Below are 24,392 nucleotides of genomic sequence, written 5' to 3' on the forward strand. Positions count from 1 at the left end.
TCCCCTTGTTTCCGATGTGCGCAGCGAATTGAGCACGGAATGCGGAATGCGGGTGCCGGGACGCGTCGGACGGGTCCGGTACGAAATCCCATTCACCGAGCCGTGAGGTTACTGGCGGGAAACACCGGTACACAATCCCGTCGTATGAGAATCTATGGACGGGTCGTGCATATCCGTCAGGGATGAGTACGAGCACCGGCCTTCTTGTCACTTCCTGCGCAGACCCGTGCGGGCGCCGCCGTGGCCTCGGCCGCCCGGAGATGCGGAATCCCGTCTGTCACTTGTGTGTCCGAGCCGGTCCCCGGCGGTCCCCGGTGGCCCGCGGGGCGTACGGGCCCTGCTCGCCGGCCCCGGAACTTGTCACTCGGAGACAGTTTTTCCGGCCGTCCTGCTCAGCCGATGAGAAGGAATCGACCCCTTCGCGGTCTCGCGCGAAAACTTGATGACCTGGTATTGCGGCCCAGGTTACCCACCCGTAGCGTCACCTCCGTCAGCAACTCCTCCGGCGCGTCCGGGGATTGCTCACCCGTCGGCAGGGGGCCCGGGCGCGTGTCCGGCCCTCTGGGCCGCGGGGTTCCGGCCTGCACCGACGGACGGCAGTGCGCAGTACTTCACAAGATCGGAAACGGAACTTGTCATCCGATGACAAATGGTCCGGATCTTTGCGAATGGGCTGCTCAAGGGCTTGTCCTGGCGGTGCCGGTGAACTTAACGTGCGCCCCTCAGCGCATTTCTGTCACTTCGTGAGCGCACGCAGGAGGTGGGATGGGAATCGAAGTAGTGGTCGAAGGGCTCACCAAGTCTTTCGGCAAGCAGAACATCTGGCAGGATGTGTCGCTCACGCTTCCCGCAGGCGAGGTCAGTGTCATGCTCGGCCCGTCCGGGACGGGAAAGACGGTGTTCCTCAAATCCATCATCGGCCTCCTCAAGCCTGAACGCGGACGCGTTCTCGTCAATGGCGTCGACATGGTGAACGGTTCCGAGCGGGACATCATGGAGACCCGCAAGCTCTTCGGCCTCATGTTCCAGGACGGCGCCCTTTTCGGGTCGATGTCGCTCTTCGACAACATCGCGTTCCCGCTCCGGGAGCACACCCGCAAGAAGGAATCCGAGATCCGCCGCATCGTCATGGAGCGGATCGACGTCGTGGGCCTCCTGGGCGCGGAGAACAAGCTCCCCGGCGAGATCTCCGGCGGCATGCGCAAGCGGGCCGGCCTCGCCCGCGCCCTCGTCCTGGACCCCCAGATCATCCTCTGCGACGAACCGGACTCCGGCCTCGACCCGGTCCGCACCGCGTACATCTCCCAGCTCCTCGTCGACCTCAACGCACAGATCGACGCGACGATGCTCATCGTCACCCACAACCTCGACATCGCCTCCACCGTGCCGGACAACATGGGGATGCTGTTCTGCCGCAACCTCGTCACCTTCGGGCCCCGCGAGGTGCTGCTCACCAGCGACCTGCCCGTCGTCAACCAGTTCCTCGCCGGCCGCTGCGAGGGGCCCATCGGCATGTCCGAGGAGAAGGACGCCGCCACCCTCGCCGCCGAGGAGCGAGACGGCTACGGCCAGGGCATCACCTCGGCCAACGCCCCGCGCACCGTCGTCCCCCAGCTGGAGCCCACCCCCGGCCTGCCGGTGCGCCAGGGCGCCCTGCGCCGCCGGGAGCGCGTCATGTCGATGCTCGGCGAGCTGCCGGAGGCCGCCCGTACCGCGATCCTCAACAGCTACAGCCCCGCCGTGGGCGGTGGACGCCGGTGACCGCCCCCATGCCCGTACGGCCCCCCGGCGAACCGGAGCCGGTGGACCGCGCGCCGGAGCCCGCGAAGGCGCCCGAGGCCCCGCGCCCCAGCAAGCTCGCCGCGCCGCTGCGCGAGACCGGGCGGCTGTTCGCGCTCGCCGGGACCGTGAGCCGGGAGACCTTCCGACGGCCGTTCCAGGTGCGGGAGTTCATCGAGCAGTTCTGGTTCGTCGCCAGCGTGACCATCCTGCCCGCCGCCCTCGTGTCCATCCCGTTCGGCGCGGTGATCGCCCTCCAGGTCGGCTCGCTCACCCAGCAGCTCGGCGCCCAGTCCTTCACCGGCGGCGCCAGCGTCCTCGCCGTCATCCAGCAGGCCAGCCCGATCATCGTGGCCCTGCTGGTCTCGGGGGCCGCCGGGTCCGCGATCTGCGCCGACCTCGGCTCCCGCAAGATCCGCGAGGAGCTGGACGCGATGGAGGTCATGGGCGTCTCGCCCGTGCAGCGCCTGGTCGTCCCGCGCGTGCTCGCCACCATGCTCGTCGCCGTCCTGCTCAACGGCCTGGTCTCCGTCGTCGGCACCCTCGGCGGCTACTTCTTCAACGTGATCATGCAGAACGGCACCCCGGGCGCGTACCTCTCCAGCTTCTCCGCCCTCGCCCAGCTGCCCGACCTCTACGTCAGCGAGGTCAAGGCGCTGATCTTCGGCTTCATCGCCGGCATCGTCGCCGCCTACCGCGGCCTCAACCCGCGCGGCGGCCCGAAGGGGGTGGGCGACGCGGTCAACCAGTCCGTCGTCATCACCTTCATGCTGCTGTTCTTCGTGAACATGGTCCTCACGGCGATCTACCTGCAGATCGTCCCCGCGAAGGGGAGCTGACCCTTGTCAATGCTCGGCTGGCTCGACAGATCCGGTGACCAGCTCACCTTCTACGTGAGGGCACTGATCTGGATTCCGCGCACCCTGCGCCGCTACCTCAAGGAGGTCCAGCGCCTCCTGGCCGAGGTCGCCTTCGGCAGCGGCGGCCTCGGCGTCGTCGGCGGCACCATCGGCGTGATGATCGCGATGACCCTGGCCACCGGCACGGTCGTCGGACTCCAGGGCTACGCGGCCCTCAACCAGATCGGCACCGCCGCCTTCACCGGCTTCATCTCCGCGTACTTCAACACCCGCGAGATCGCCCCGCTCGTCGCCGGACTCGCCCTCTCCGCGACCGTCGGGGCCGGCTTCACCGCGCAGCTCGGCGCCATGCGCATCAACGAGGAGGTCGACGGCCTCGAATCGATGGGCGTGCGCTCGATGCCCTACCTCGTCACCACGCGCATCATCGCCGGGGTCGTCGCGATCATCCCGCTGTACGCGATCGGGCTGCTCTCCTCGTACGTCGCCTCCCGCTATGTCACCGTCCTGTTCAACGGACAGTCCGCGGGCACGTACGACCACTACTTCAATCTCTTCCTGTCCCCGGCCGACGTGCTCCTGTCGGTGCTCAAGGTGCTGATCTTCAGCGTGATGGTGATCCTCGCCCACTGCTACTACGGCTTCCACGCCACCGGCGGGCCCGCCGGGGTCGGAGTGGCCGTCGGCCGGTCCGTGCGCAACGCGATCGTGCTGATCAGCGTCACCGACTTCTTCCTCTCGCTCGCCATCTGGGGCGCCACGACGACGGTGAAGGTGGCCGGCTGATGACCTCACGCGCCATCCGCACCACCACCCGCAGAACCGCGGGAGTCGCACTCTTCCTCGTGCCCGCCGTCCTCATCTGGGTCTCGGTCTCGGTGTACGAGAAGGACTTCACGCACGACGCGACCGTCACCGTACGCACATCGAGCGTCGGCAACGAGATGCACGAGAACGCCGACGTGAAGCTGCGCGGCGTCGTCGTCGGCCAGGTCCGGAACATCGCGGCCGACGGCGACGGGGCCCGGCTCACCCTCGCGATCAAGCCCGACAAGCTGGACCGCATCCCGGCCGACGTCACCGCCCAGATGCTGCCCACCACGCTCTTCGGGGAACGGTTCGTCGCCCTCGTACCGCCCCCCGTGCCGTCGGCGAAGACGCTCGGCGCGGGTGACGTCATCCCGCAGGACCGGTCCAGCAACGCCATCGAGCTGGAAGAGGTCCTCGACAACGTCCTGCCGCTGCTCACCGCGGTGAAGCCGGAGAAGCTGTCCGCCACCCTCAACGCGGTCTCCACCGCACTCGAGGGCCGCGGCGAGAAGCTGGGCGACACCCTCGTGAAGCTGGACGCCCACCTCAAGAGGTTCAACCCCCAGCTCCCCACGCTCAACGAGGACATCAAGGAACTCGTCAAGGTGAGCCGGCTCTACGCGGACGCCGCCCCCGACGTCCTGGACGCCCTCACCGACTTCACCACCACCAGCGGCACCCTCGCCGAACAGCAGGCGAACCTCGCGAACGTCTACGGGTCCACCACCGCGTCCGCCCGCGACGTCACCGCCTTCCTCCAGCGGAACAAGGACAACCTCATCCGGCTCGCCGCCAGCGGCAGGCCCACCCTGGAGACCCTGGCGAAGTACTCCTCGGAGTTCCCCTGCACCCTGCGCACCGTGGCCAACTTCGTCCCGGCCATGGACAAGGCGCTCGGCAAGGGCACCGACCAGCCCGGGCTGCACGTCACCCTCAAGACCGTGCCGTCCAAGGGCAAGTACGTCGCCGGCGAGGACACCCCGGTGTACAACGCCACCGGCGGACCGCACTGCTACTCCATCCCGTACGTCGGCCAGACCGTGCCGACCGCCGACGCCAGGGCCTCCGCCGGCACCGCCCGGGCGGCGGACCCGGCCACACCGGTCGAGGTCCCCGCGGCCGACCCGTCGCTCGGCATGCCCAACTCACCACAGGAGAGCCGCCTCGTCAACGAGCTGGTCGCTCCCTCACTGAAAGTCCGGCCGCAGGCCCTGCCCGAGTGGAGCAGCGTGCTCATCGGCCCGGCCTTCCGCGGTGTGGAGGTGAAACTCAAGTGAAGCGCCGTTCCATCGCGGGACCGCTCGCGAAATCGATCGTGTTCATCGTGGTGACGAGCCTGGCCACCACGGTCCTGGCCCTGTCCATCGCCAACACCGGTGTGGGCGAGACCCGTTCGTACAAGGCCCGGTTCACCGACGCCACCGGACTCATCGTCGGGGACAGCGTCCGGGTCGCCGGCGTGAAGGTCGGCCAGGTCGAGTCCATCGAGGTCGCCGACCGCCGGGTCGCCGAGGTCCGCTTCAGCGTCCGCAGGACCAAGAAGCTCCCGGCCTCGGTCACCGCGTCGATCAAGTACCTCAACATGGTCGGCCAGCGCTACATCGACCTCGACCAGGGCGCGGGCCCGGTCGGCGAGACCTTCGCCCCGGGCGCCACCATCCCGCTGTCGCGCACCACCCCGGCGCTCGACCTGACCCAGCTCTTCAACGGCTTCCAGCCCCTCTTCGAAGGGCTCTCGCCGCCGGACGTCAACGAGCTGGCCGGCTCGATCGTCCAGGTGCTCCAGGGCGAGGGCGGCACCGTCGACTCCATCCTCCAGCACGTCGGCTCGCTGACCGGCACGGTCGCCGCCAAGGACAAGGTGATCGGCGAGGTGATCAAGAACCTCAACTCGGTCCTGAAGACCGTCAACGACCGGGAGGACGGCTTCAACGACCTGGTCGACACGCTCCAGGCCCTCGTCACCGGCTTCGCGGGCGACCGCAAGCCGCTCGGCGAGGCCGTCACCGCGATGGGCGCGCTCACCACCGTCACCGCGGACCTCTTCGAGGACGGGCGGAAGCCCCTCAAGGACGACATCAAGGAGCTCGGCCGGCTCTCCGGGAACCTGGCCGACAACACCCCGAAGATCGAGAACTTCCTGCAGAAGACCCCGGCCAAGATGGAGGCCATCGGCCGCCTCGCCTCGTACGGCTCCTGGCTCAACCTCTACCTCTGCGAGGCGAAGGTCAGCGGCGTGACGACGAGCGACGGCAGCACCCCGCCGACCGGCATCGAGATCACCCAGCCGAGGTGCCTGTCATGATCAAGCCGATACGCCACCGCAACCCCGTCGCCGTCGGCATCGTCGGCCTCCTCCTGCTCGCCCTCATCGGATTCGGCGCCTACCGGGCCGACTCGCTCCCCTTCATCGGCGGCGGCACCACCTACAGCGCCGACTTCACCGAGTCCGCCGGACTCAGCGAGGGCGACGAGGTCCGCATCGCCGGCGTCAAGGTCGGCAAGGTCACCGGCGTCTCCCTGGACGGCGCCAAGGTGAAGGTCACCTTCAAGGTCAAGGACGCCTGGATCGGCAACGCCAGCACCGTCGGCATCGCCATCAAGACGCTGCTCGGCGAGAAGTACCTCGCCGTCGACCCGCTCGGCGACTCCGCGCAGGACCCGGACGAGCGCATCACCGCCTCCCGCACCACATCCCCGTACGACGTCACCCAGGCGTTCAACGGACTGGGCGAGACCATCGGCGAGATCGACACCGAACAGCTCGCCAAGAGCTTCGAGACGATCTCCGCCACCTTCAAGGACTCCCCGCCCGACGTGAAGAGCGCCGCCGAGGGGCTCTCCGCGCTGTCGAAGACCGTCTCCGAACGCGACGCCCAGCTGGCCACCCTGCTCAAGGGCAGCAAGCAGCTCACCAAGACCCTCGCCGACAAGAAGAGCGGCTTCGAAACCCTCCTGGACGACGGCAACCTGCTCCTCGGCGAGATCCAGGCCCGCCGCGACTCCATCCACCTGCTGCTCACCGGCACCCGCGACCTGGGCACCCAGCTCACCGGTCTCGTCTCCGACAACAACAAGCAGCTGAAGCCGACCCTCCAGGCGCTCGGCCGGGTCACCGCGGTGCTCAAGAAGAACCGCAAGAGCCTCGACCAGGTGCTCGCGCTCGCCGGCTCCTACAACCGGCTCGTCGGCAACACCCTCGGCAACGGCCGCTGGTTCGACAACTACGTCTGCGGTGTCGTCCCGAAGAACTACCTGCCCGCGAACACACCCCCGGCGACCGGCTGCATGCCTCCGAAGCAGGAAGGCGGGCACTGAGATGAGACCCACCCGCGTCATCGGCATCGGCGCCGGCCTCGTCGTCGTGGCCGTCGCCGCCATCTCCGGGGCCTCGGCCCTGGAGGAGCGGGGCGGCACCACCGTCACCGCCTACTTCGACCAGGTCACCGGCGTCTACGCGGGGTCCGACCTGCGCATACTCGGCGTACGCGTCGGCCGCGTCGAATCCGTCGAACCGCGCGGCAAGGACGTCAAGGTCGTCCTGCACATCGACAAGGGCGTCCAGGTCCCCAAGGACGCACACGCCGTCGTCGTCGCGCCCAGCCTGGTCGCCGACCGGTACGTCCAGCTCGCCCCCGCCTACACCGGGGGAGCGGCCATGCAGGACGGCGCCCAGCTCCCCGCCGCCAACAACGCGGTTCCCGTGGAGGTCGACCAGCTCTACGCGTCCATCACCGAACTGTCCACCGCGCTCGGCCCCGACGGGGCGAACGCCGAAGGGGCCTTCGCCGGTCTCCTGGACACCGGAGCCAAGAACCTCAAGGGCAACGGCAAGGACATCGGCGACTCCATCGAGCAGTTCGGCAAGGCGACCAAGACCCTGGACAAGTCGAGCGGCAACCTCTTCGACACGCTGTCCTACCTCCAGACCTTCACCACCATGCTGAAGGAGAACGACGGCAACGTCCGCGCCGCCGAGGAGCAGCTGAACTCCGTCACCGGCTTCCTCGCCGACGACAAGAAGAACCTCGGCGCCGCGCTCAAGGAGCTCGGCACCGCGCTCGGCCAGGTGAAGACCTTCATCCAGGACAACCGGGGCGAGCTCAAGAAGAACGTGGACGCGCTCGTGCCGATCACCCAGGCCCTCGTCGACCAGCGCGCCTCGCTGGCCGAGTCGATGGACGTCCTGCCGCTCTCGGCGGGCAACGTCCTCAACGCCTACGACCCCGAGCACCGCACACTCAACGGCCGGACCAACCTCAACGAACTCAGCATGGGCGGCCCGCTCCTCGAGTCCTCCCTCGCCCTCCAGGGCCTCTCCCCGGTGGACACCGAACGGCAGAAGGCCCTGCCCACGCTGCCGCTCCCGGCCGTGGGCACGGTCTACGGAACGCCGGAGGACGCCGAGGGCGACAAGGACGCCAAGGACACGAAGGGGGCGAACCGATGAACCGGAGACCGCGCAGACCCGCCGCCCTCGGCACCACGGGCGGGCCGGCACTCATCGCGCTCGGCCTGTGCTGCACCCTCTTCGCCACCGGATGCGGAGCCCCGCACTTCTCCGGCATCGAGGACCTGCCGCTGCCCGGCGGGGCCGACCTCGGCGACCACCCGTACGAGATCACCGCGGACTTCGGGGACGTGCTCAGCCTCTCCCCGCAGTCCTCGGTCAAGGTCAACGACGTCGCCGTCGGCCGGGTCACCAAGATCTCGCTGGCGCCCGACGGCTGGCGGGCCCGGGTCACCATGAAGGTCAACGGCAGGATCGACCTGCCCGCCAACGCCTACGCCCACCTGGAGCAGTCCAGCCTGCTCGGCGAGAAGTACATCCAGCTCACCCCGCCCGCCAAGGGCAAGGAGCAGGGCACACTCGCCGACGGCGACCGCATTCCGCTCACCCGTACCAACCGCAACCCCGAGGTCGAAGAGGTCTTCGGCGCCCTGTCCATGCTCCTCAACGGCGGCGGCGTCCAGCAGCTCAAGACCATCACCACCGAACTCAACAAGGCCCTGAGCGGGCAGGAACCCCAGGTCAAATCCATGCTCCACCGGGTCGACGAGCTCGTCACCGACCTGGACGACCACCGCGGCGACATCACCGCCGCGCTCGACGGCGTCAACCGGCTCTCCAGCACCCTGGCCGGCCGCAAACAGCAGGTGGGCACCGTCCTCACCGAGCTCAGCCCCGGCATGAAGGTGCTGGAGAAGCAGCGCGGATCGCTCATGACGATGCTCCGCTCCCTGGACACCCTCTCCGACGTCGCCGTCACCACCATCAACCGGAGCAAGGCGGACACCATTGCCGACCTCAAGGCCCTCGCACCGACCCTGCGGGCCCTCGCCGACTCGGGCAACGATCTGCCCGACTCCCTCCAGGTGCTGCTCACCTACCCGTTCACCGACGAGGTGCTGCGCGGCGTGAAGGGCGACTACCTCAACGTGTACCTCGACCTGACGGCCGAACCCGGCACCCAGATCATCCCCGCCTACGAGCCCGACACGCAGACCCCGCCCGCCCAGGCCCAGGCGGTCGCCGGCGCCGGACTGCCGCTGCCCCTTCCCGCGACCTCGGCGCCGACGACGAGCCGGCCCACGGACTCGAAGGGGAGCAACTGATGATCACCCTCGCCATCCGGCTCAAGAACATCGCCTTCCTCATCATCTCCGTCCTGGTGCTCGGCTTCCTCGGCGTGCGCTACGCCGACCTCGGCCATTACGTCGGCATGCGCGACTACTACACCGTCAAGATGCAACTCCCGCGCACCGGCGGCCTCTTCACCCACTCCAACATCACCTACCGAGGGGTGTCGGTCGGCCGGGTCGGAGCCATCGAACTCACCGACGACGGCGTCGAGGCCGAGCTGCGGATCAACAAGTCGGCGCCCCGCATCCCCGACGACCTCAAGGCGGTCGTGGCCAACCTCTCCGCCGTCGGCGAGCAGTACGTCGATCTGCGGCCGACCCGCACCGAGGGCCCCTACCTCGCGAACGGCTCGGTCATCGACGAGGCCGAGACCACCGTCCCGGCGCCCGTCACCAACGTCCTCACCAGCGTCAACGACCTCACCTCCTCGGTCGACCTGGAGTCCCTGCGCACCGTGGTGGACGAGTTCGGCACCGCGTTCAGCGGGCGCGGCGACGACCTCCAGGTCCTCCTGGACACCGGCAGCGAGTTCGTGGACGCCGCCGACGACGCGCTGCCCGTCAACATCCGGCTGATGGAGGACGGCAAGACCGTCCTGCGCACCCAGGTCGAACAGGGCGAAGCGCTCAAGGGGTTCGCCTCCGGCGCGAAGGAACTGGCCGCCCAGCTCAAGGGGTCCGACACCGACCTGCGCAAGCTGATCGCCGCCGCCCCCGACGCGACGAACCAGATCAGCGGACTGCTCCGGGACGTCGAGCCCAGCTTCGGGGTCGTCGTCGCCAACCTCCTCACCACCTCCGACGTCGCCGTCACCCGGCAGCGCGGCCTGGAGGAACTGCTCGTGAAGCTGCCCGCCGTCGCCGCCGCCGGGGCCAGCGCGGTGGACGAGGACGGCGCCCGGTTCGGCATGTCGATCACCTTCTTCGAGCCGCTGCCCTGCACCGCGGGCTACGAGGGCACGACCTACCGCAACGGTCTCGACCTCTCACCCGCCCCCGCCCTCAACACCAAGGCCCGCTGCACCGCCTCGCCCGGCACCGGCATCGACGTCCGGGGCAGCGCCAACGCCCCGAAGGGCGGCCCGCTCCCCGAACCGGCGAAGGCCGGCGCGCTGCTCCTCGGCGACACCGAGGAGGACCGGCTGCCCGGTGTGCTCGGCGCCGCGACCGACACGGCACCGGAGGCCCGGGGCATGGCCGGGCTGCTCGGCCTGGAAGAGGAGGACGGCGAGTGAACCCCCGTATCCGCGGCCTCGGCGGCTGGGCCGTCCTGCTGATCGCGGCCCTCGTCTGTGCCCTGGGCGGCTGGTCGTACGCCCAGGCGCGCGGCGACGACGACCTGGCCTACGCCAAGAGCCGGGACGCCGCCCTCGCGGACGGGCGGCAGGCCCTGGCCCGGCTGAACACCCTGGACGGCAAGGACGCGACGAGCGTGGACGCGGGCCTGGCCGGCTGGCTGGAGTCCGCCACGGGCCCGCTGCACGACCAGCTGAAGCGGACCCGGAAGAAGGACGCCGCCGACCTCAAGGCGTCCGGCGCCACCGCGCGCGGCAAGGTCACCGACGCCGCGCTCACGGAGCTGGACGAGCGGACCGGCACCGCGCTGATGATCGCGACCGTCGATGTCGAGGTCACCCCGCGCACCGGCAAGGCGGGCACCGAGCGCAAGCGCTTCGAGGCCACGCTCGCCCGGACCGGGGACGGCTGGAAGATCAAGGCGCTCACGGCGCTCGGCATAGGGAGCGGCGCATGAGCGTGAACACGGACGTCGAGGAGAACGAGGACACCGCGAAGGCGGCCGACGAGAGCCCCGAGACCCCCGAGGCCGCCGTCGAGCCGCCCGAGGACACCGAGGACACCGACGACACCGGCGCCCGCCCGGCCCGCCGGTGGCCGCGCGTCCTCGCCGCGGTCCTCGTCGTCGCCCTGCTCGCCGCCGGGGCCGTGATGTACGTGGCGGGGAGGCAGCTGCGGGACACGCCCGCCACCTCCAACCGGGCGCTGACCGACAGCGCGGCGACCGCCCAGGTGGCCGGCGAGGTCACCAGCGCCCTCGGCAAGGTCTTCTCGTACAGCCCCGAAGGCACCGCCGCCACCAAGGCGTCCGCGCAGAAGCTGCTCGCCGGCAAGGCGCTCCAGCAGTACGCGGCACTGTTCGGCCAGGTCGAGAAGCAGTCGGCCGACCAGAAGCTCACCCTCACCACCCACGTCGTGCGCGCCGGGGTGACCAGGCTGACGCCCGACAGCGCCCATCTGCTCGTCTTCCTCGACCAGGTCTACGAGCGCAAGGGGAAGGCCGCGAGCAAGGCGGCCGCTCAGCTCTCCGTCACGGCCCGACTGCGCGAAGGGCACTGGACGATCGTGGAGATCACTTCCCGTTAGCTCCGGCAAGGCACCACCGCACCACAGAGCACCGACAGCACAGCACGGCGGGACCGCCGGCAGGGAGAGGCAGCGATGGCACGGGTAGCGATGACGAGGAATCCGCTGGTCGCGGCGGCGATCGTGCTGACGGTCGCGGCGGCCGGCGCCGCGGGCTGGGGCGGGGTGTCCCGGTACCGGGCGGCACACGACAGCTCGGCCGCGTACGCCCAGACCCGCGACGAGGTGCTGGCGGCGGGGGAGCAGGCCGTGCAGAACATGAACACGCTCGACCACGCGCAGCTGGAGAAGGGGCTCGACAGCTGGGAGGACTCCACCACCGGGGACCTGCACCGGCAACTGGTCGACGGACGCGACGGGTTCGTGAAGCAGATCCAGGAGGCGAAGACCGTCAGCACCGCGAAGGTGCTGGCCGGCGCGGTCACCGAGCTGGACGACCGGGCCGGGAAGGCCGGGGTCATGGTGGCGCTCCGGGTGACCGTGACCGCCCCGAAGGGCAAGCCCGCGGTGAAGGAGAGCCGGATGCTCGGCCAGCTCACCCGCACCCCCGACGGGTGGAAGCTCAGCGCGCTCGGCCAGGCGCCCGTCGGCAACACCGCCGGCTGACACCCCCGCCCCCGCACCGAGAGGAACCCGGACATGTCGACCACCCGTCACCTGGTCAACCGTCAGCGCCGCCTGGCCACCGTCGCCGCCGCCGAGCGCGCCGCGACGGCCGCCCCGCCCCGCCCCCGCACCGGGCGCGGCCCGGACCCGGAGAAGCCCGACGCCGCGCCGGACGACGCGGTCACCGAGGACGAGAACGAGGAGGAGCCGGAGGAGGACGGGCCGGAGGAGGACGGGCCCGGGGCGCAGAAGACCCCCGCCCGGCGCCGGCCGCGCCCGAGCCTGCCCGCCGTCCTGTGCGTCCTCACCCTGCTCCTCGGCGCCGTCGCCGCCTGGGCGTTCACCTCGGCGGCGAGCCTGCGCGACGACCCGAGCCGGCAGAACACCGCCCTGACCGACATCAGCCGCACCAGCGAGGTGAAGGGCCAGATCACCGAGGCCGTCGGCGCGGTCTTCTCGTACGACTACGCCTCACCCGCCAAGGCCGAGACGGCGGTGACGAAGTACCTGACGGGCAAGGCGGTCCAGCAGCACGAGGACATGCTCGCCGAGGTCCGGGCGCAGGCGCCGAAGCAGAAGCTGGTCCTCACCACGACCGTCACCGACAGCGGCGTGGAGATGCTCGACGGCGACCGCGCCCGGCTGCTGATCTACGCCGACCAGCGCAACACCCGCACCGGCACGTCCGAGGAGACCACGTACGCCGCCGCCATGTTCAGCGTGGACGCGGTCCGCAAGGGCGGCAGCTGGCGGATCTCCGCGATCGACACCTTCACCCGGTGACCGGGCGACCCCCCAAGGAGAGCACGCATGAGGTTCAACGGCACCATGCGCCGCGGACTCGGCGGCACCGCCGCGGCCGTCGCCGCGATGGCCGCGCTCACGGCGTCCCAGGCACCCCAGCTCGCCGCGCACGAGGGGACGGCGAAGCCGCGCCAGAAGACGGACGACGTCGTCTGGTCCGAGGTCCCCAACGACGACTCGTACCACACCGAACTCCCGCCGCTGAAAAGCCCGAAGCCGCCGAAGAAGGGTGAGAAGCAGAGCCCCGCGGCCAGACAGTCCTGGGCCGAGGCCGGCATCCCGGCCACCGTGCTCGCCGCCTACCGCAAGGCCGAGGCGACGACGCGACGCGGCGACCCCGGCTGCCGGCTGCCCTGGCAGCTCCTGGCGGCGATCGGCAAGGTCGAGTCCGGGCACGCGGCCGGCGGCCGGGTCGACAAGAACGGCACGACCGTCTCGCCGATCCTCGGCCCGGTCCTCAACGGCGCCGGGTTCGCCGACATCCCGGACACGGACGGCGGCGCCTACGACGGCGACGCGACGTACGACCGGGCGGTCGGCCCGATGCAGTTCATCCCCTCGACATGGGCGCACTGGGGCCGCGACGGCAACGGCGACGGGCGCCGGGACCCGAACAACGTGTACGACGCGGCGCTCGCCGCCGGGGCCTACCTGTGCGCGGGGACGCGCGATCTGTCGATCCCCTCCGACATGAACCGGGCGATCCTCAGCTACAACCACTCGGAAACCTATCTGCGCACGGTGCTGTCCTGGCTGGAGTTCTACCGCAAGGGCACCCACCCGGTCACCGACGGCACGGGGCCCATCCCCAGGAGCCCCGGCGCGGGCAGTCCGAACAAGCCCGAGCACCCCGTGGGCGGGTCCGGCTCCGAGGACGACGGCGGTGGCATCGAGGTCGGCCCGCAGCCCACGTCCACCACCCGCCCGACCACCCCCGGCACCCAGGGCCCCGGCCCGAGCACCACGCCGGACCCGGACCCGACGGACACCGCCGGTCCCTCGCCCGACCCCACGGACACCGGCTCCGCCACCCCGGACCCGAGCACCACCCCAGACCCCGAGCCGACCACCACGAAGCCGGACCCGGGCTGCACCACGGCCCCGGCGCCCGACCCGGCCGACACCACCGGGCCCACCGGCTCGCCCTCGCCCGGCCCCACCGAGACGGACGAGCCCTGCACCACCCCCACCCTGCCGCCCACGGCGGACTGAGCCCGGGCGGCGGCCGGGTGTTCCGAAGGGCTCAGCCGCCGCCCGCCAGCACCTGGCCGAGGTCGTAGCGCACGACCTCCTCCAGCTGCGCGTACGTGCAGCCGTCCGGCGTACGGTCGGGCCGCCAGCGGCGCCACTGGGCCGTGTGCCGGAAGCGGTCGCCCTCCATGTGGTCGTACGCCACCTCGCAGACCCGCTCCGGCCGCAGCGGCACCCAGGACATGTCCTTCTTGCCCGACCAGCGGCGCGGGGCGCCCGGCAGCCGGGCGCCCGCGTGCGCCTCGGCCTCGGCCCAGGCGCGCCACGGGTGGTCGTCGGCGTCGGTTCGCAGGGGTTCCAGCTCGGTGAGGAGCTCCGCGCGGCGCTTCATCGGGAAGGCCGCGCACACCCCGACGTGCTGGAGCGCGCCGCTGTCGTCGTACAGGCCGAGCAGCAGCGAGCCGACGACCGGGCCGCTCTTGTGGAAGCGGTAGCCGGCCACCACGCAGTCGGCGGTGCGCTCGTGCTTGATCTTGTACATGGCCCGGACGTCCGGCCGGTACGGCGCGTCGAGCGGCTTCGCGACGACGCCGTCCAGCCCCGCCCCCTCGTACCGCTCGAACCACTCCCCGGCGCGCTCCGGGTCGGTCGTGGCCGGGGCCAGATACACCGGCGCCGACGCCCCGGCGAGCGCCGCCTCCAGCACCGTGCGCCGGTCCGCCTGCGGGGTGTCCAGGAGCGAGTCGTCGCCCAGCGCCAGCAGGTCGAAGGCGATCAGCGCGGCCGGGGTCCGCCCGGCCAGCAGCCGCACCCGGGACTCGGCGGGATGGATGCGCTCGCTGAGCCGGTCGAAGTCGAGGCGGCCGTCGTGCGCGACGACGATCTCGCCGTCCACCACCGAGCGCTCCGGCAGGTTCTCCCGGACGGCGCTGACCACTTCGGGGAAGTACCGGGTCAGCGGCTTGCCGGTCCGGCTGCCGATGACCACCTCGTCACCGTCCCGGTGCACGATCGCCCGGAAGCCGTCCCACTTCGCCTCGTACTGCATGCCCGGCGGAATCCGCTTCACGGACTTGGCGAGCATCGGCTTCACGGGCGGCATCACCGGCAGGTCCATGGACCGATTGTGGACCGTATGGCGACCGGAGTCTCCCGATATGCGGCATATGTGTGCCCGGCCTACCGTGGCCGACATGGCAGCAGCTGGCACAGCGGTGGAACTGGACGCGGCCGGGCGGGCGGTCCGGCTGTCCCATCCGGACAAGGTCTATTTCCCGGAGAAGGGCTACACGAAGAGGGACGTCGCCGAGTACTTCCTCGCGGTCGGCCCCGGCATCCTGCGCGCCCTGCGCGACCGGCCCACCACCCTCCAGCGGTTCGTGGACGGCGTCGAGGGCGAGTTCTTCTACCAGAAGCGCGCCCCCAAGAACCTCCCCGACTGGATTCCCACCTCCACGATCGCCTTCCCGAGCGGGCGGTCCGCCCGGGAGATGTGCCCCACCGAGGTGGCCGCCGTCCTCTGGGCCGCCAACCTCGGCACCCTGACCTTCCACCCCTGGCCGGTCCGGGGCGGGGACACCGACCACCCCGACGAACTGCGCATCGACCTGGACCCCCAGCCCGGCACCGGATACGCCGACGCGGTCCGCGCCGCCCACGAGCTGCGCGGTGTCCTGGACGAGCACGGGCTGCGCGGCTGGCCCAAGACGTCCGGCGGGCGCGGCATCCACGTCTTCGTGCCCATCGAGCCGCGCTGGACGTTCACCGAGGTCAGGCGCGCGGCCATCGCGGTCGGCCGCGAGCTGGAGAGCCGGATGCCGGACCGGGTCACCACCGCCTGGTGGAAGGAGGAGCGCGGCGAGCGGATCTTCGTCGACTACAACCAGACCGCCCGTGACCGCACCATCGCCTCCGCCTACTCCGTACGGCCCTTCCCGCACGCCCCGGTTTCCGCACCGCTGCGCTGGGAGGAAGTGGACGACGCCGAACCCCGCGACTTCGACCTGCGCACCATGCCCGTGCGGTACGCGGAACACGGCGATGTGCACGCGGACATGGACCAGGAGGCGTTCGGCCTGGACTCGCTCCTCGAACTCGCCGACCGCCACGCGAGCGACGGCGGCCCCGGCGACCTGCCCTACCCGCCGGAGTACCCGAAGATGCCGGGCGAGCCGAAGCGCGTGCAGCCGAGCCGCGCCCGCCGTGACGAGGGCGGCGAGGCGTGAGCGAGCCGGAGCACGGGGCGCACGGCCGTCCGCTGACCCGGAGCCAGAAGTGGCAGGGCTTCAAGGAGTCCCCGTACTTCCCGGCGGTCGTCCTGCTGTTCATCCTCTCCGCCGCCGCCGGGCTCTTCGCGGGCTCCTACACCTACGCCATGGCCAACCCGACCCCGCACAGCGTCCCGACCGCCGTGGTCAGCGAGCCGGACACCTCGCGCGGCCGGGAGTTCGTCGCCGGGATGGACAAGGCCCTGGACGCCTCCCTGGTCATCCGGGTCTACCCGACGGCGGCCGCCGCGCGCGAGGCGCTGGAGGAGCAGAAGGTCTTCGCCATCGTGCGCTCCGGGGACCGGGGCGTCTTTCTGGACGTGGCCGCGGCCTCCGGGGCCGCCGTCGCCCAGCTGCTCGGCGAGTCCGCCGTGAAGGTGGGCGACGCGCTCGGCATCCCGGTGGCCGTGCAGGACGTCAAACCGCTCCAGAAGGGCGACCCGCGCGGGCTCGCGCTCTTCTACATCTCGCTGGCCGCGGTGATCATCGGCTTCGTGGGCGCCATCCAGCTCAGCGTGCACGCCCGGGCCCTGATCCCGCTGGAGCGGATCGGCTTCACGATCCTCTACGCGCTGCTGGGCGCCTTCGCCATCGCCGCCGTGGTCGACTGGCTGCTGGGCGCGGTGGACCTGCCCTTCGTGGAGTCCTGGCTGATCCTCGCGTTCACGATGTTCACCTCCGGCATGGTCTTCACCATGTTCAACACCCTGATCGGCCGCTGGGCGATGCTGCCGACCTGGGGCGTGATGGTGCTCCTGGGCAACCCGTCGTCCGGCGGGGCCGTCTCCTGGCCGCTGCTGCCCTCGGTCCTCGGGCACATCGGACGCTGGCTCCCCCCGGGCGCCTCCGTCAACGCCCAGCACACCGCCGTCTACTACCAGGGCCACCAGCGGGTCTTCCCCTACCTGGTCCTCGGGGCCTGGGCGCTGGTCTCGTGCACCGTCTTCTGGGTGTGGCGCCACCGGCACCCCGGCGGCCGCGCGCACATGCCGCAGCACGCGGCGAAGGTCACCTGATCGGGTAGGCGTATTTCGCGACTCGCCCACCGGGCTTGGCAGTCCCGGGGCGGACTTTTCCTTACTGTGGGTAAGCGATTTTCCCGGGTCGTCACGGCCCGTCGCCACATCCTCGGCAGCACCCGTCAGCAGTGGGGAGTTCGACATGGACCGCAGAAGTCTCAGCCGGCGGATGCTGATGGGCGGCACGGTCGCGGCGGCGGCGGGGGTGACATCGTTGTCCCTGCCCGCGCCGAGCGCCGCCGCCCTGCCCGGCCGGCTCCGCCGGGCGCCCGCCGGGGGAGTGGTCCGGCACATCCGCATGTACGCGGAGAAGCTGCCGGACGGCCGGACGGGCTACGGGCTGGCGAAGGGCGAGGCCACCGTGCCCGGCCCGCTCATCGAGCTCAACGAGGGCGACACCCTGCACATCGAGTTCGTCAACACCCTGGACGTGCCGGCCGGGCTGCACGCGCACGGCGTCGACTACGACATCGCCAGCGACGGCACCCGGATGAACCACAGCACCGTCGAGCCCGGCGGCACCCGTACGTACACCTGGCGCACCCACGCCCCCGGCCTGCGCCGCGACGGCACCTGGCAGCCCGGCAGCGCGGGCTACTGGCACTACCACGACCACGCCGTCGGCTCCGACCACGGCACCGTCGGCATCCGCGAAGGGCTCTACGGACCGCTGGTCGTCCGGCGCCGGGGCGACATCCTGCCGGACCGGACGATCACGATCGTCTTCAACGGCATGTCGATCAACAACACCCCGGCCGGGGAGAGCCCGGACTTCACCGCCACGCTCGGCGACCGGCTCGAAGTCGTCATGATCACGCACGGCGACTTCTACCACACCTTCCACCTGCACGGTCACCGCTGGGCCGACAACCGTACGGGCACGCTCACCGGGCCCGACGACCCGAGCCGGGTGGTCGACACGAAGATCGTCGGCCCGGCGGACTCCTTCGGCTTCCAGGTGATCGCGGGCGAACACGTGGGCGCCGGCGCCTGGATGTACCACTGCCACGTGCAGAGCCACGCCGACCGGGGGATGGGCGGCATGCTCCTCGTCGCCGACCGGGACGGCACCGTCCCCGGACACGACGGGTAGGCGGTTCAGGGGCGGCCCGCCGCGCCGAGGCGTCCCGCGCGGTGCCGGCACGCCGGCCGGGCGGACGCGCCATTGACGCGGCGTTGATCAGTCGTTTATCGCGGCCCGGCACTGTGGTCGTCATGCTGATCAACACCGCGACCGACCCCGCCTTCTCCTGGCAGGAGACAGCACTGTGCGCCCAGGCGGGCCCCGAGTTCTTCTTCCCGGCCCCCGGCAGCTCCACCCGTGAGGCCAAGCAGCTCTGCAACGCCTGCGAGGGGCGCCAGGCGTGCCTGGAGTACGCCCTCGACAACGACGAGCGCTTCGGCGTGTGGGGCGGCCTGTCCGAGAAGGAGCGGGAGCGGCTGCGCAGAGTCGGCCGCGCCCGGGCCTGAAACCCCGCTGCACGGGGGCGGCTTCGGCCTCCGCCGTGTCCGCACGCGGCCCCCGGACCGGGCCGGACCGGTCAGGCGGGACGCCCGGTCCGGGGCTGCGCGGACCAGGCCCGGATCACGACGGGATGCGGAACGTCTCGCCGTACATCTTCCAGGTCAGCGGCGGCTCCAGGTCCAGGTTCCCGTCCTCCAGGAAGACGCGCTGCGCGGTGTCGATGCGCGAGGTGTCGTGCTGCTGGTTCTTCTTCGACTTCATCACGGCCCGCGCGGTGTCCAGGAAGATGTCCAGGTACGCCGACTCGTCGCCGCCCTCCGCGACCGTGTCCGCCTCGGCCAGTGCCGCCTGCCGGATGCCGTAGAAGGAGTCCGCCTCGTGCCCGGGCCCCTGCAGCACCATGGTGTCGAAGTAGATGAACTGGCCCAGCGTGCCGAGGCCGTCCAGCTTCGCGAGGCGCACCGCCGGCTCGAAGTACTGCTTGTCGCGGACCTCCTCCTGCGCCTTGCGGAACGCCGGGTCCTCGGCCGCCTTCCGCCACGCGCCGGTGAACCCCGGGTCCAGGCCCTCGTGCGACCCGGTCCCGTCGACCTTGCGCAGGGCGGGGAGGTACGGGGCGAGCGGGTTGTCCGGGTGGTCCTCGGTGAACGCCTCGACGAACGCGAGCATGTCGTGCGTACCGGAGCAGAACCCGACGAGACCGGCCGCGTAACCGGTGCCGTCGCCGCTGTCCTCGATCGTCGCGTACTGGGTGCGCCAGTCCAGCGTCGAGCCCTCCGCGCTGGCCAGCAGCTCCCACGCGATCTCGCGCATCCTGGGCGCGGCGAGCCCGGCCGGCGCCCCGTCGACCCGCTTGTTCATCTCCGCGCGCTCCTCGTCGTCCGCCGCCGCGAACGGGTCCGGGTTCACCGGCCCGGTGGCCGAGGCCTCGGCGGCCTTGGGGGAGTCCGTGGGCAGCCCGGCGTCGTCGCCGCCGGTGTTGAAGACGAGGGCGACGGCTATCGCCAGCGGCGCACCGATGAGAACGAAGCGGGTCACAGGTTTCACCGGCACAGCGTACGGTCCCCGCCCGCCCCCGGGCGGCACACCCCCGCACGGCAGAATCACCCCATGACCGATGCCCTGCTGAAGGCCCTCGATCCGCTTCCGTACCCCCGGCGCATGCGCGAACTCGCCGCCCGGGCACGCGTTCTGTCCGCTTCGGGGGAATTGCGCCCCGTGCTGGACGAGCTGAACCGCGGTGGTCCGTACGAGCGGGGCATCGCCGCCGTCGCGGCGGCCGTCGGCGGCGACGCGGAGTGGACCGCCGCGCACCTCGCCGACCCGGACCCCTTCGTGCAGGGCCACGCCCTGCGGGTCGCCCGGAGCCTGGGCATCCCGGACGAAATATACGAACGGGTCCTGGACGACCTGCCCCGCACCGCGCGCCGCCGCCTGCTGCGGGCCGTCGTCCACGACGGGCGCACCGGCCTCGCCGTCCGGCTCCTCGAACGGGTGCGCGCCGACTGGGGCGACGCCGAGGCGGCCGTGCTGCTGCCCGGCTGCCCCGCCGACACCGTCACCCGGCTGCTGCCCGAGCTGCTGTACGCCGTACGCGGCTGGAGCGCTCTGGGACGCCGCCACCCCGGCCCCCTCCTGGACGCCGTCGAACGGCAGCTCGCCGAACTGCCCGAGCCGCAGCGCCCGGAGTGGTGGCGGCGGTACGCACCCGGGATCGCGGCCACCGCCGCCGCCCGGCCCGCCCGCGTCCTCGATCTGCTCGACCGCTTCGGCCCCGCCACCCTCCCGTGGCCCCTGGCCCGCCGCCTCGGCGCCCTCGCCGCGGCCGACCCGGCCCGGACCGCCCGGCTGCTGCTGTGCCCGGAGACCCGGCCGATGCTGGAGCGCGGGGCGCGCGGGGTGCCCGACGGCGTCCTGTTCCGACTGGCCCGCACCGCGCCCGAAGAACTCGTCGTGGAGCTGGGCCGGGCCATGGCCCAGGACTCCGCCGGTCTCGCCCGGCTCCTCACCGCCCTCCCGCCCGGCCGGCGCACCGCCCTGCACACCGCGGTCACCGCCGGACGCGGCCCCGGCGGGTCCGCCGTCGACGCGGCGCTGCTCGACGCCCTGCCCCGCAGCGGCGTCGCCGACGAGGCGCGCCGCATGGCCGCCCGGGCCGCCGAACGGGGCGAGGACTGGCACACCGTGCTGCTCGCCGAGTCCTACCTCCCGGCCGCCGAGGTCCGGGACCGGCTGCTGGCCGCCACCCGCCGGCCGGCCGCCGCCGACCGGGCCCTCGTCTGGCCGCTGCTCGTCCGCAACGCCGGGCGCACCGGCGCGCCCGGGCCCGTCGCCGTACTCCTGGACGACATGGCCGGGCTCCGCAACGAACAGGACCCCGTCCGCTCGGCCGCCCTCCTCGCCCTCGCGGGCATCCCCGCCGGACTGTTCACCGAGGCGATGGAACCGGCCCTGGACCGGATCGCGGCCGACGCCGTCGAAGCCCGCGACTCCTCCCACGCCACCCGGCACGCCCTCAGCACCCTGGCCGTGCGGCTGCTGCGCGAACACGCCGTCACCGGCCGCCGCGCCCCGGACCCGGGCGACGCATGCCCGTCCGCCGGGCGACGACAGGGCCTGGTCAGCTGGTCGCTGCGCACCCTGGTCCGGATCTCCGGCAACACCGGCGGCGCCGACCTCGGACGGCTCGACCGCACCCTGCGCAGGGGCCAGGAGCACGACGTGTTCGAGGCGCTGCGGCCCTGGCTGGAGGCGGGCGCGGAGAAGAGCGACTACGGGCTCGCGTTCGCGCTCGTCCGGGCGCTGGGCCGCCGCGCGGCCGGGCTGCCCGAGCTCCAGGACCTGCTGTGGCAGGCGATCCGCTTCGGCTCGGTCACCACCGCGCGGACCGCCGTCCGGCTGTGGCTGGAACCGGACGCGGACCGGGGCGCACGCGTCGAACAGCTGCTCGCGCTCGACCCCTCCGCCGGCACCCTGCCCGAGGTCCAGGCGGTGCTCACCCGCACCCGCACCGATCTCCTCGACCCCTACCTCGCCACCCCGCCGCCGCACGGCCGCTTCCTGACGCCCGGCCGCCCCTGGACCGTCCACCCCGGGCCCGAGATCCGCCGCTGGGTGCCGCGCCAGCACCGCGCCGCCGAACGAGCCCTGCGCCACGCGGCGCGCGACGGAAAGCTCCCGCTCCACGGGCGGGCGCGCGCCGTCGCCGCCCTGGCCCGCGTCCCCGGGACCGGGGCCGAGGCGCTGGGGGAGTGGACCGGCTGCGACGACGTCGTGCTCGCCGAGGCCGCGCTCACCGCGCTCGGCCACACCGACCGCGCCCCCGAGGTACTGCCCACCCTGCTCGCCCACGCCGGGGACGACCGGGCCAGGGTCGCCGTCTTCGCGGCCGGCCGGGCCTCGCGGGACGTCCGCCCCTCCGTCCTCGCCCCGATGCTCCGCGCCCGGCTGGCCCCCGGCACCGGCAAGGTCACCAGCCGCAAGGAGGCCGTCCGGCTCGCCGTGGCCCGGCTGCCCCGCAGGGCCGCCGCCGACCTGGTCACGGAGGGCTACGCACATCCCGGCCAGCACCCGGACGTCCGGGCCGCCTGCGTGGCCGGGGCCATCGAACTGCTCGGCGACGCGCGGATGTGGCGGCTGCTCGCGGACGCCGCCGCCGGGCCCGCCGTGCTGCGCACCGCCGTCCTGCGCGTGCGGCCCATGGACCTGCCGGGCGCCCACCGCACCGGCTACGCGCGCCTGGTGCGGGAGGTGTGCGGCACGGACGACGAGGAGCTGGCCGCCGCCGCCCACGCCGTGGTGGCCCGCTGGATACCGTGGGAGCCGGGCATCTGCGAGGTGCTGGCCGCCGCCACGACGGACCTGGCGCGCCGCCGCTCCTGGCGCTCGGCCGCCGAAGCGCTGGCCGGTGCGGCGCCCGCCGCCTCCGGGGAGGCCGCGCAGGCGCTGTTGGGCGCGCTGGGCACGCTCACGGACTCCGTCGCCATGGACGACGCCGGCAGCGACCGCGACCGGCCCGAGCGGCAGCGGGCCGTGCACCTGGTGAACCGCCTCGCCTCGGCGGCCGGGACGCGCCCGGACGCGGCCCTGCGCCCCGTCCTCGCCGCCGCCGGCGACCTGCTGGCCCGCCACCGCGACTACGTGCCGCAGGCCGCCGAGCTGCTGGCCGGGGCCGTGGACCCGGCCGGCGACGCGGACGCGCTGCACGCCGCGCTGGACCGCGTCGCCCTGCTGGTCACCGGCCGGCCCGTGCTCGCCGCCCGCGTCGCCCTCCGGTACGCCACGTGCCACGGCGTCCCCCAGGACGAGGCCGGGGCGGCGACGCTGCTCGAGGTGGCGGGGCGCCTCGCCGAGGACGGCGGCCTCGCGCACGGCCTGCTGGCGGTGCGGCTGGTCGCGGCCGGCGGACGGCACACGGGGTGGACCGGGCCGTGGCGGACCCAGCTCCGGCTGCTGCGGCGCCACCCGGAGGCGGAGGTGCGCGACGCGGCGTACGCGGAGGTGACGGTCCGGGAGTGAGCGGCCTCCCGGGGCGTCACCTCCGCGTGGTGGTCAGCCCTGGGCGCGGGCGGCCATCCGGGCCTTCCGCGCGGCCAGCTTCTCGTCGAACTTCGCGGCCTCGGTGTCCAGGCCGTGCATGTAGAGGCCCAGCTCCTCCTGCGCCTTCAGGCCGTCCGGGCCCAGGCCGTCGATGTCGAGCACCTTCAGATAGCGCAGCACCGGCTGGATGACGTCGTCGTGGTGGATGCGCATGTTGTAGATGCCGCCGATCGCCATCTGCGCGGCGGCCCGCTCGAAGCCGGGCATGCCGTGGCCGGGCATCCGGAAGTTCACGACGACATCGCGCACCGACTGCATGGTCAGGTCCGGAGCCAGCTGGAACGCCGCGCCCAGCAGGTTGCGGTAGAACACCATGTGCAGGTTCTCGTCGGTCGCGATGCGCGCCAGCATGCGGTCGCAGACCGGGTCGCCCGACTGGTGCCCGGTGTTGCGGTGCGAGACTCGGGTGGCCAGCTCCTGGAAGGCCACGTAGGCCACGGAGTGCAGCATCGAGTGGCGGTTGTCGGACTCGAAGCCCTCCGCCATGTGCGCCATCCGGAACCGCTCCAGCTTGTCCGGGTCGACGGCGCGCGAGGTGAGCAGGTAGTCCCGCATCACGATGCCGTGCCGGCCCTCCTCGGCCGTCCAGCGGTGCACCCAGGTGCCCCAGGCGCCGTCGCGCCCGAAGAGCGTGGCGATCTCGTGGTGGTAGCTGGGGAGGTTGTCCTCGGTGAGCAGGTTGACCACGAGGGCGATCCTGCCGATGTCGGTGACCTTGGACTGATCGGCCTGCCACGCCTCGCCGTCCTCGAAGACGCCGGGGAAGTTGCGCCCGTCCGAGAAGGGGACGTACTCGTGCGGCATCCAGTCCTTGGCGACCTTGAGGTGCCGGTTGAGCTCCTTCTCGACCACCTCTTCCAGTGCGAACAGGAGGTGGGCATCGGTCCACGCCTGTGAACTGCCGAGGTGGGGAGAAGTAATGGTCACGAGGGCTCCTGGGGACGGGAGGGCTACCTACGGCTTCGTA

The 24,392-nt window shown here is 72.1% G+C and carries 22 protein-coding genes; 19 read left to right on the forward strand and 3 right to left on the reverse strand.

Annotated features, from left to right (window positions below; translation table 11 throughout):
* Window positions 1-765: 765 nt before the first annotated feature.
* From FKN01_RS11900 to FKN01_RS11965, 14 genes are all read left to right on the forward strand, one after another.
* On the forward strand, window positions 766-1,761 hold the full coding sequence (locus FKN01_RS11900) for an ABC transporter ATP-binding protein (RefSeq protein ID WP_143619395.1): 996 nt from the start codon (window positions 766-768) through the stop codon (window positions 1,759-1,761).
* A complete protein-coding gene (locus FKN01_RS11905; RefSeq protein ID WP_143619397.1) occupies window positions 1,758-2,618 on the forward strand; it encodes an ABC transporter permease in 861 nt (286 codons plus the stop codon). Before FKN01_RS11900 ends, FKN01_RS11905 begins: the two co-directional genes overlap by 4 nt.
* Window positions 2,619-2,627: 9 nt before the next feature.
* Entirely contained in the window at window positions 2,628-3,425 is a 798-nt protein-coding gene (locus FKN01_RS11910; RefSeq protein ID WP_018100210.1) for an ABC transporter permease, read from the forward strand.
* Window positions 3,425-4,726 (forward strand): MCE family protein, encoded by a 1,302-nt coding sequence (locus tag FKN01_RS11915; protein ID WP_143619399.1) that lies wholly within the window; start codon window positions 3,425-3,427, stop codon window positions 4,724-4,726. Before FKN01_RS11910 ends, FKN01_RS11915 begins: the two co-directional genes overlap by 1 nt.
* Window positions 4,723-5,754 carry an MCE family protein gene (locus tag FKN01_RS11920; protein ID WP_143619401.1) on the forward strand — a complete coding sequence of 344 codons (1,032 nt, stop codon included), beginning with the start codon at window positions 4,723-4,725 and terminating at the stop codon, window positions 5,752-5,754. Before FKN01_RS11915 ends, FKN01_RS11920 begins: the two co-directional genes overlap by 4 nt.
* The gene (locus FKN01_RS11925; protein ID WP_143619403.1) at window positions 5,751-6,767 is read left to right on the forward strand and encodes an MCE family protein; all 1,017 of its coding nucleotides are present in this window, start codon (window positions 5,751-5,753) and stop codon (window positions 6,765-6,767) included. The genes FKN01_RS11920 and FKN01_RS11925 overlap by 4 nt, the downstream gene beginning before the upstream one ends.
* Window position 6,768: 1 nt before the next feature.
* A complete protein-coding gene (locus FKN01_RS11930) occupies window positions 6,769-7,899 on the forward strand; it encodes an MCE family protein (RefSeq protein WP_143619405.1) in 1,131 nt (376 codons plus the stop codon).
* Window positions 7,896-9,065 (forward strand): MCE family protein, encoded by a 1,170-nt coding sequence (locus FKN01_RS11935; RefSeq protein ID WP_143619407.1) that lies wholly within the window; start codon window positions 7,896-7,898, stop codon window positions 9,063-9,065. The genes FKN01_RS11930 and FKN01_RS11935 overlap by 4 nt, the downstream gene beginning before the upstream one ends.
* Window positions 9,065-10,327: an MCE family protein gene (locus tag FKN01_RS11940; RefSeq protein WP_143619409.1), complete on the forward strand. Its 1,263-nt coding sequence runs from the start codon at window positions 9,065-9,067 to the stop codon at window positions 10,325-10,327. The genes FKN01_RS11935 and FKN01_RS11940 overlap by 1 nt, the downstream gene beginning before the upstream one ends.
* Entirely contained in the window at window positions 10,324-10,845 is a 522-nt protein-coding gene (locus FKN01_RS11945; RefSeq protein WP_143619411.1) for a hypothetical protein, read from the forward strand. The genes FKN01_RS11940 and FKN01_RS11945 overlap by 4 nt, the downstream gene beginning before the upstream one ends.
* On the forward strand, window positions 10,842-11,474 hold the full coding sequence (locus FKN01_RS11950; protein WP_260696857.1) for a hypothetical protein: 633 nt from the start codon (window positions 10,842-10,844) through the stop codon (window positions 11,472-11,474). Before FKN01_RS11945 ends, FKN01_RS11950 begins: the two co-directional genes overlap by 4 nt.
* A gap of 75 nt (window positions 11,475-11,549) precedes the next feature.
* A complete protein-coding gene (locus tag FKN01_RS11955; protein ID WP_143619413.1) occupies window positions 11,550-12,080 on the forward strand; it encodes a nuclear transport factor 2 family protein in 531 nt (176 codons plus the stop codon).
* Window positions 12,081-12,113: 33 nt separating this feature from the next.
* Window positions 12,114-12,863, forward strand: coding sequence for a nuclear transport factor 2 family protein (locus FKN01_RS11960; RefSeq protein WP_143619415.1), 750 nt, complete (start codon window positions 12,114-12,116; stop codon window positions 12,861-12,863).
* A 27-nt stretch (window positions 12,864-12,890) separates the two neighbouring features.
* Window positions 12,891-14,096: a lytic transglycosylase domain-containing protein gene (locus FKN01_RS11965; protein ID WP_143619417.1), complete on the forward strand. Its 1,206-nt coding sequence runs from the start codon at window positions 12,891-12,893 to the stop codon at window positions 14,094-14,096.
* A 31-nt stretch (window positions 14,097-14,127) separates the two neighbouring features.
* Here FKN01_RS11965 and FKN01_RS11970 read toward each other — a convergent pair whose 3' ends face one another.
* Window positions 14,128-15,192 (reverse strand): ATP-dependent DNA ligase, encoded by a 1,065-nt coding sequence (locus FKN01_RS11970; protein WP_143619419.1) that lies wholly within the window; start codon window positions 15,190-15,192, stop codon window positions 14,128-14,130.
* 97 nt (window positions 15,193-15,289) lie between these two features.
* On the opposite strand from FKN01_RS11970, the gene ligD reads away from it, so the two are divergent.
* The 4 genes from ligD (at window position 15,290) to FKN01_RS11990 (ending at window position 18,831) form a co-directional block, all read left to right on the forward strand.
* Entirely contained in the window at window positions 15,290-16,300 is a 1,011-nt protein-coding gene (gene ligD, locus FKN01_RS11975) for a non-homologous end-joining DNA ligase (protein WP_143619496.1), read from the forward strand.
* A complete protein-coding gene (locus FKN01_RS11980) occupies window positions 16,297-17,358 on the forward strand; it encodes an ABC transporter permease (RefSeq protein WP_143619421.1) in 1,062 nt (353 codons plus the stop codon). Before ligD ends, FKN01_RS11980 begins: the two co-directional genes overlap by 4 nt.
* 145 nt (window positions 17,359-17,503) lie before the next feature.
* Window positions 17,504-18,454 carry a multicopper oxidase domain-containing protein gene (locus tag FKN01_RS11985; RefSeq protein WP_143619423.1) on the forward strand — a complete coding sequence of 317 codons (951 nt, stop codon included), beginning with the start codon at window positions 17,504-17,506 and terminating at the stop codon, window positions 18,452-18,454.
* Between the two features lie 122 nt (window positions 18,455-18,576).
* A complete protein-coding gene (locus FKN01_RS11990) occupies window positions 18,577-18,831 on the forward strand; it encodes a WhiB family transcriptional regulator (protein ID WP_143619425.1) in 255 nt (84 codons plus the stop codon).
* 115 nt (window positions 18,832-18,946) lie between these two features.
* Here the strand turns inward: FKN01_RS11990 and FKN01_RS11995 are convergent, their stop codons facing one another.
* Window positions 18,947-19,864: a chitosanase gene (locus tag FKN01_RS11995; RefSeq protein WP_143619498.1), complete on the reverse strand. Its 918-nt coding sequence runs from the start codon at window positions 19,862-19,864 to the stop codon at window positions 18,947-18,949.
* Window positions 19,865-19,936: 72 nt separating this feature from the next.
* On the opposite strand from FKN01_RS11995, the gene FKN01_RS12000 reads away from it, so the two are divergent.
* Complete coding sequence (locus FKN01_RS12000; RefSeq protein ID WP_143619427.1) at window positions 19,937-23,344, forward strand: hypothetical protein; 3,408 nt, start codon at window positions 19,937-19,939, stop codon at window positions 23,342-23,344.
* A 33-nt stretch (window positions 23,345-23,377) separates the two neighbouring features.
* Here FKN01_RS12000 and FKN01_RS12005 read toward each other — a convergent pair whose 3' ends face one another.
* A complete protein-coding gene (locus FKN01_RS12005) occupies window positions 23,378-24,352 on the reverse strand; it encodes an acyl-ACP desaturase (protein WP_143619429.1) in 975 nt (324 codons plus the stop codon).
* Between the last annotated feature and the right edge of the window lie 40 nt (window positions 24,353-24,392).

This window comes from Streptomyces sp. 130 (genome assembly GCF_007096885.1).
In the GTDB taxonomy this organism is placed as follows: domain Bacteria; phylum Actinomycetota; class Actinomycetes; order Streptomycetales; family Streptomycetaceae; genus Streptomyces.

Coding starts and splice junctions, on each gene's coding strand:
- FKN01_RS11900 (WP_143619395.1), top strand. CDS start 766: ATGGGAATCGAAGTAGTGGTCGAAGGGCTCACCAAGTCTTTCGGCAAG.
- FKN01_RS11910 (WP_018100210.1), top strand. CDS start 2,628: ATGCTCGGCTGGCTCGACAGATCCGGTGACCAGCTCACCTTCTACGTG.
- FKN01_RS11915 (WP_143619399.1), top strand. CDS start 3,425: ATGACCTCACGCGCCATCCGCACCACCACCCGCAGAACCGCGGGAGTC.
- FKN01_RS11925 (WP_143619403.1), top strand. CDS start 5,751: ATGATCAAGCCGATACGCCACCGCAACCCCGTCGCCGTCGGCATCGTC.
- FKN01_RS11930 (WP_143619405.1), top strand. CDS start 6,769: ATGAGACCCACCCGCGTCATCGGCATCGGCGCCGGCCTCGTCGTCGTG.
- FKN01_RS11935 (WP_143619407.1), top strand. CDS start 7,896: ATGAACCGGAGACCGCGCAGACCCGCCGCCCTCGGCACCACGGGCGGG.
- FKN01_RS11940 (WP_143619409.1), top strand. CDS start 9,065: ATGATCACCCTCGCCATCCGGCTCAAGAACATCGCCTTCCTCATCATC.
- FKN01_RS11950 (WP_260696857.1), top strand. CDS start 10,842: ATGAGCGTGAACACGGACGTCGAGGAGAACGAGGACACCGCGAAGGCG.
- FKN01_RS11955 (WP_143619413.1), top strand. CDS start 11,550: ATGGCACGGGTAGCGATGACGAGGAATCCGCTGGTCGCGGCGGCGATC.
- FKN01_RS11960 (WP_143619415.1), top strand. CDS start 12,114: ATGTCGACCACCCGTCACCTGGTCAACCGTCAGCGCCGCCTGGCCACC.
- FKN01_RS11965 (WP_143619417.1), top strand. CDS start 12,891: ATGAGGTTCAACGGCACCATGCGCCGCGGACTCGGCGGCACCGCCGCG.
- FKN01_RS11970 (WP_143619419.1), bottom strand. CDS start 15,192: ATGGACCTGCCGGTGATGCCGCCCGTGAAGCCGATGCTCGCCAAGTCC.
- FKN01_RS11985 (WP_143619423.1), top strand. CDS start 17,504: ATGGACCGCAGAAGTCTCAGCCGGCGGATGCTGATGGGCGGCACGGTC.
- FKN01_RS11990 (WP_143619425.1), top strand. CDS start 18,577: ATGCTGATCAACACCGCGACCGACCCCGCCTTCTCCTGGCAGGAGACA.
- FKN01_RS12000 (WP_143619427.1), top strand. CDS start 19,937: ATGACCGATGCCCTGCTGAAGGCCCTCGATCCGCTTCCGTACCCCCGG.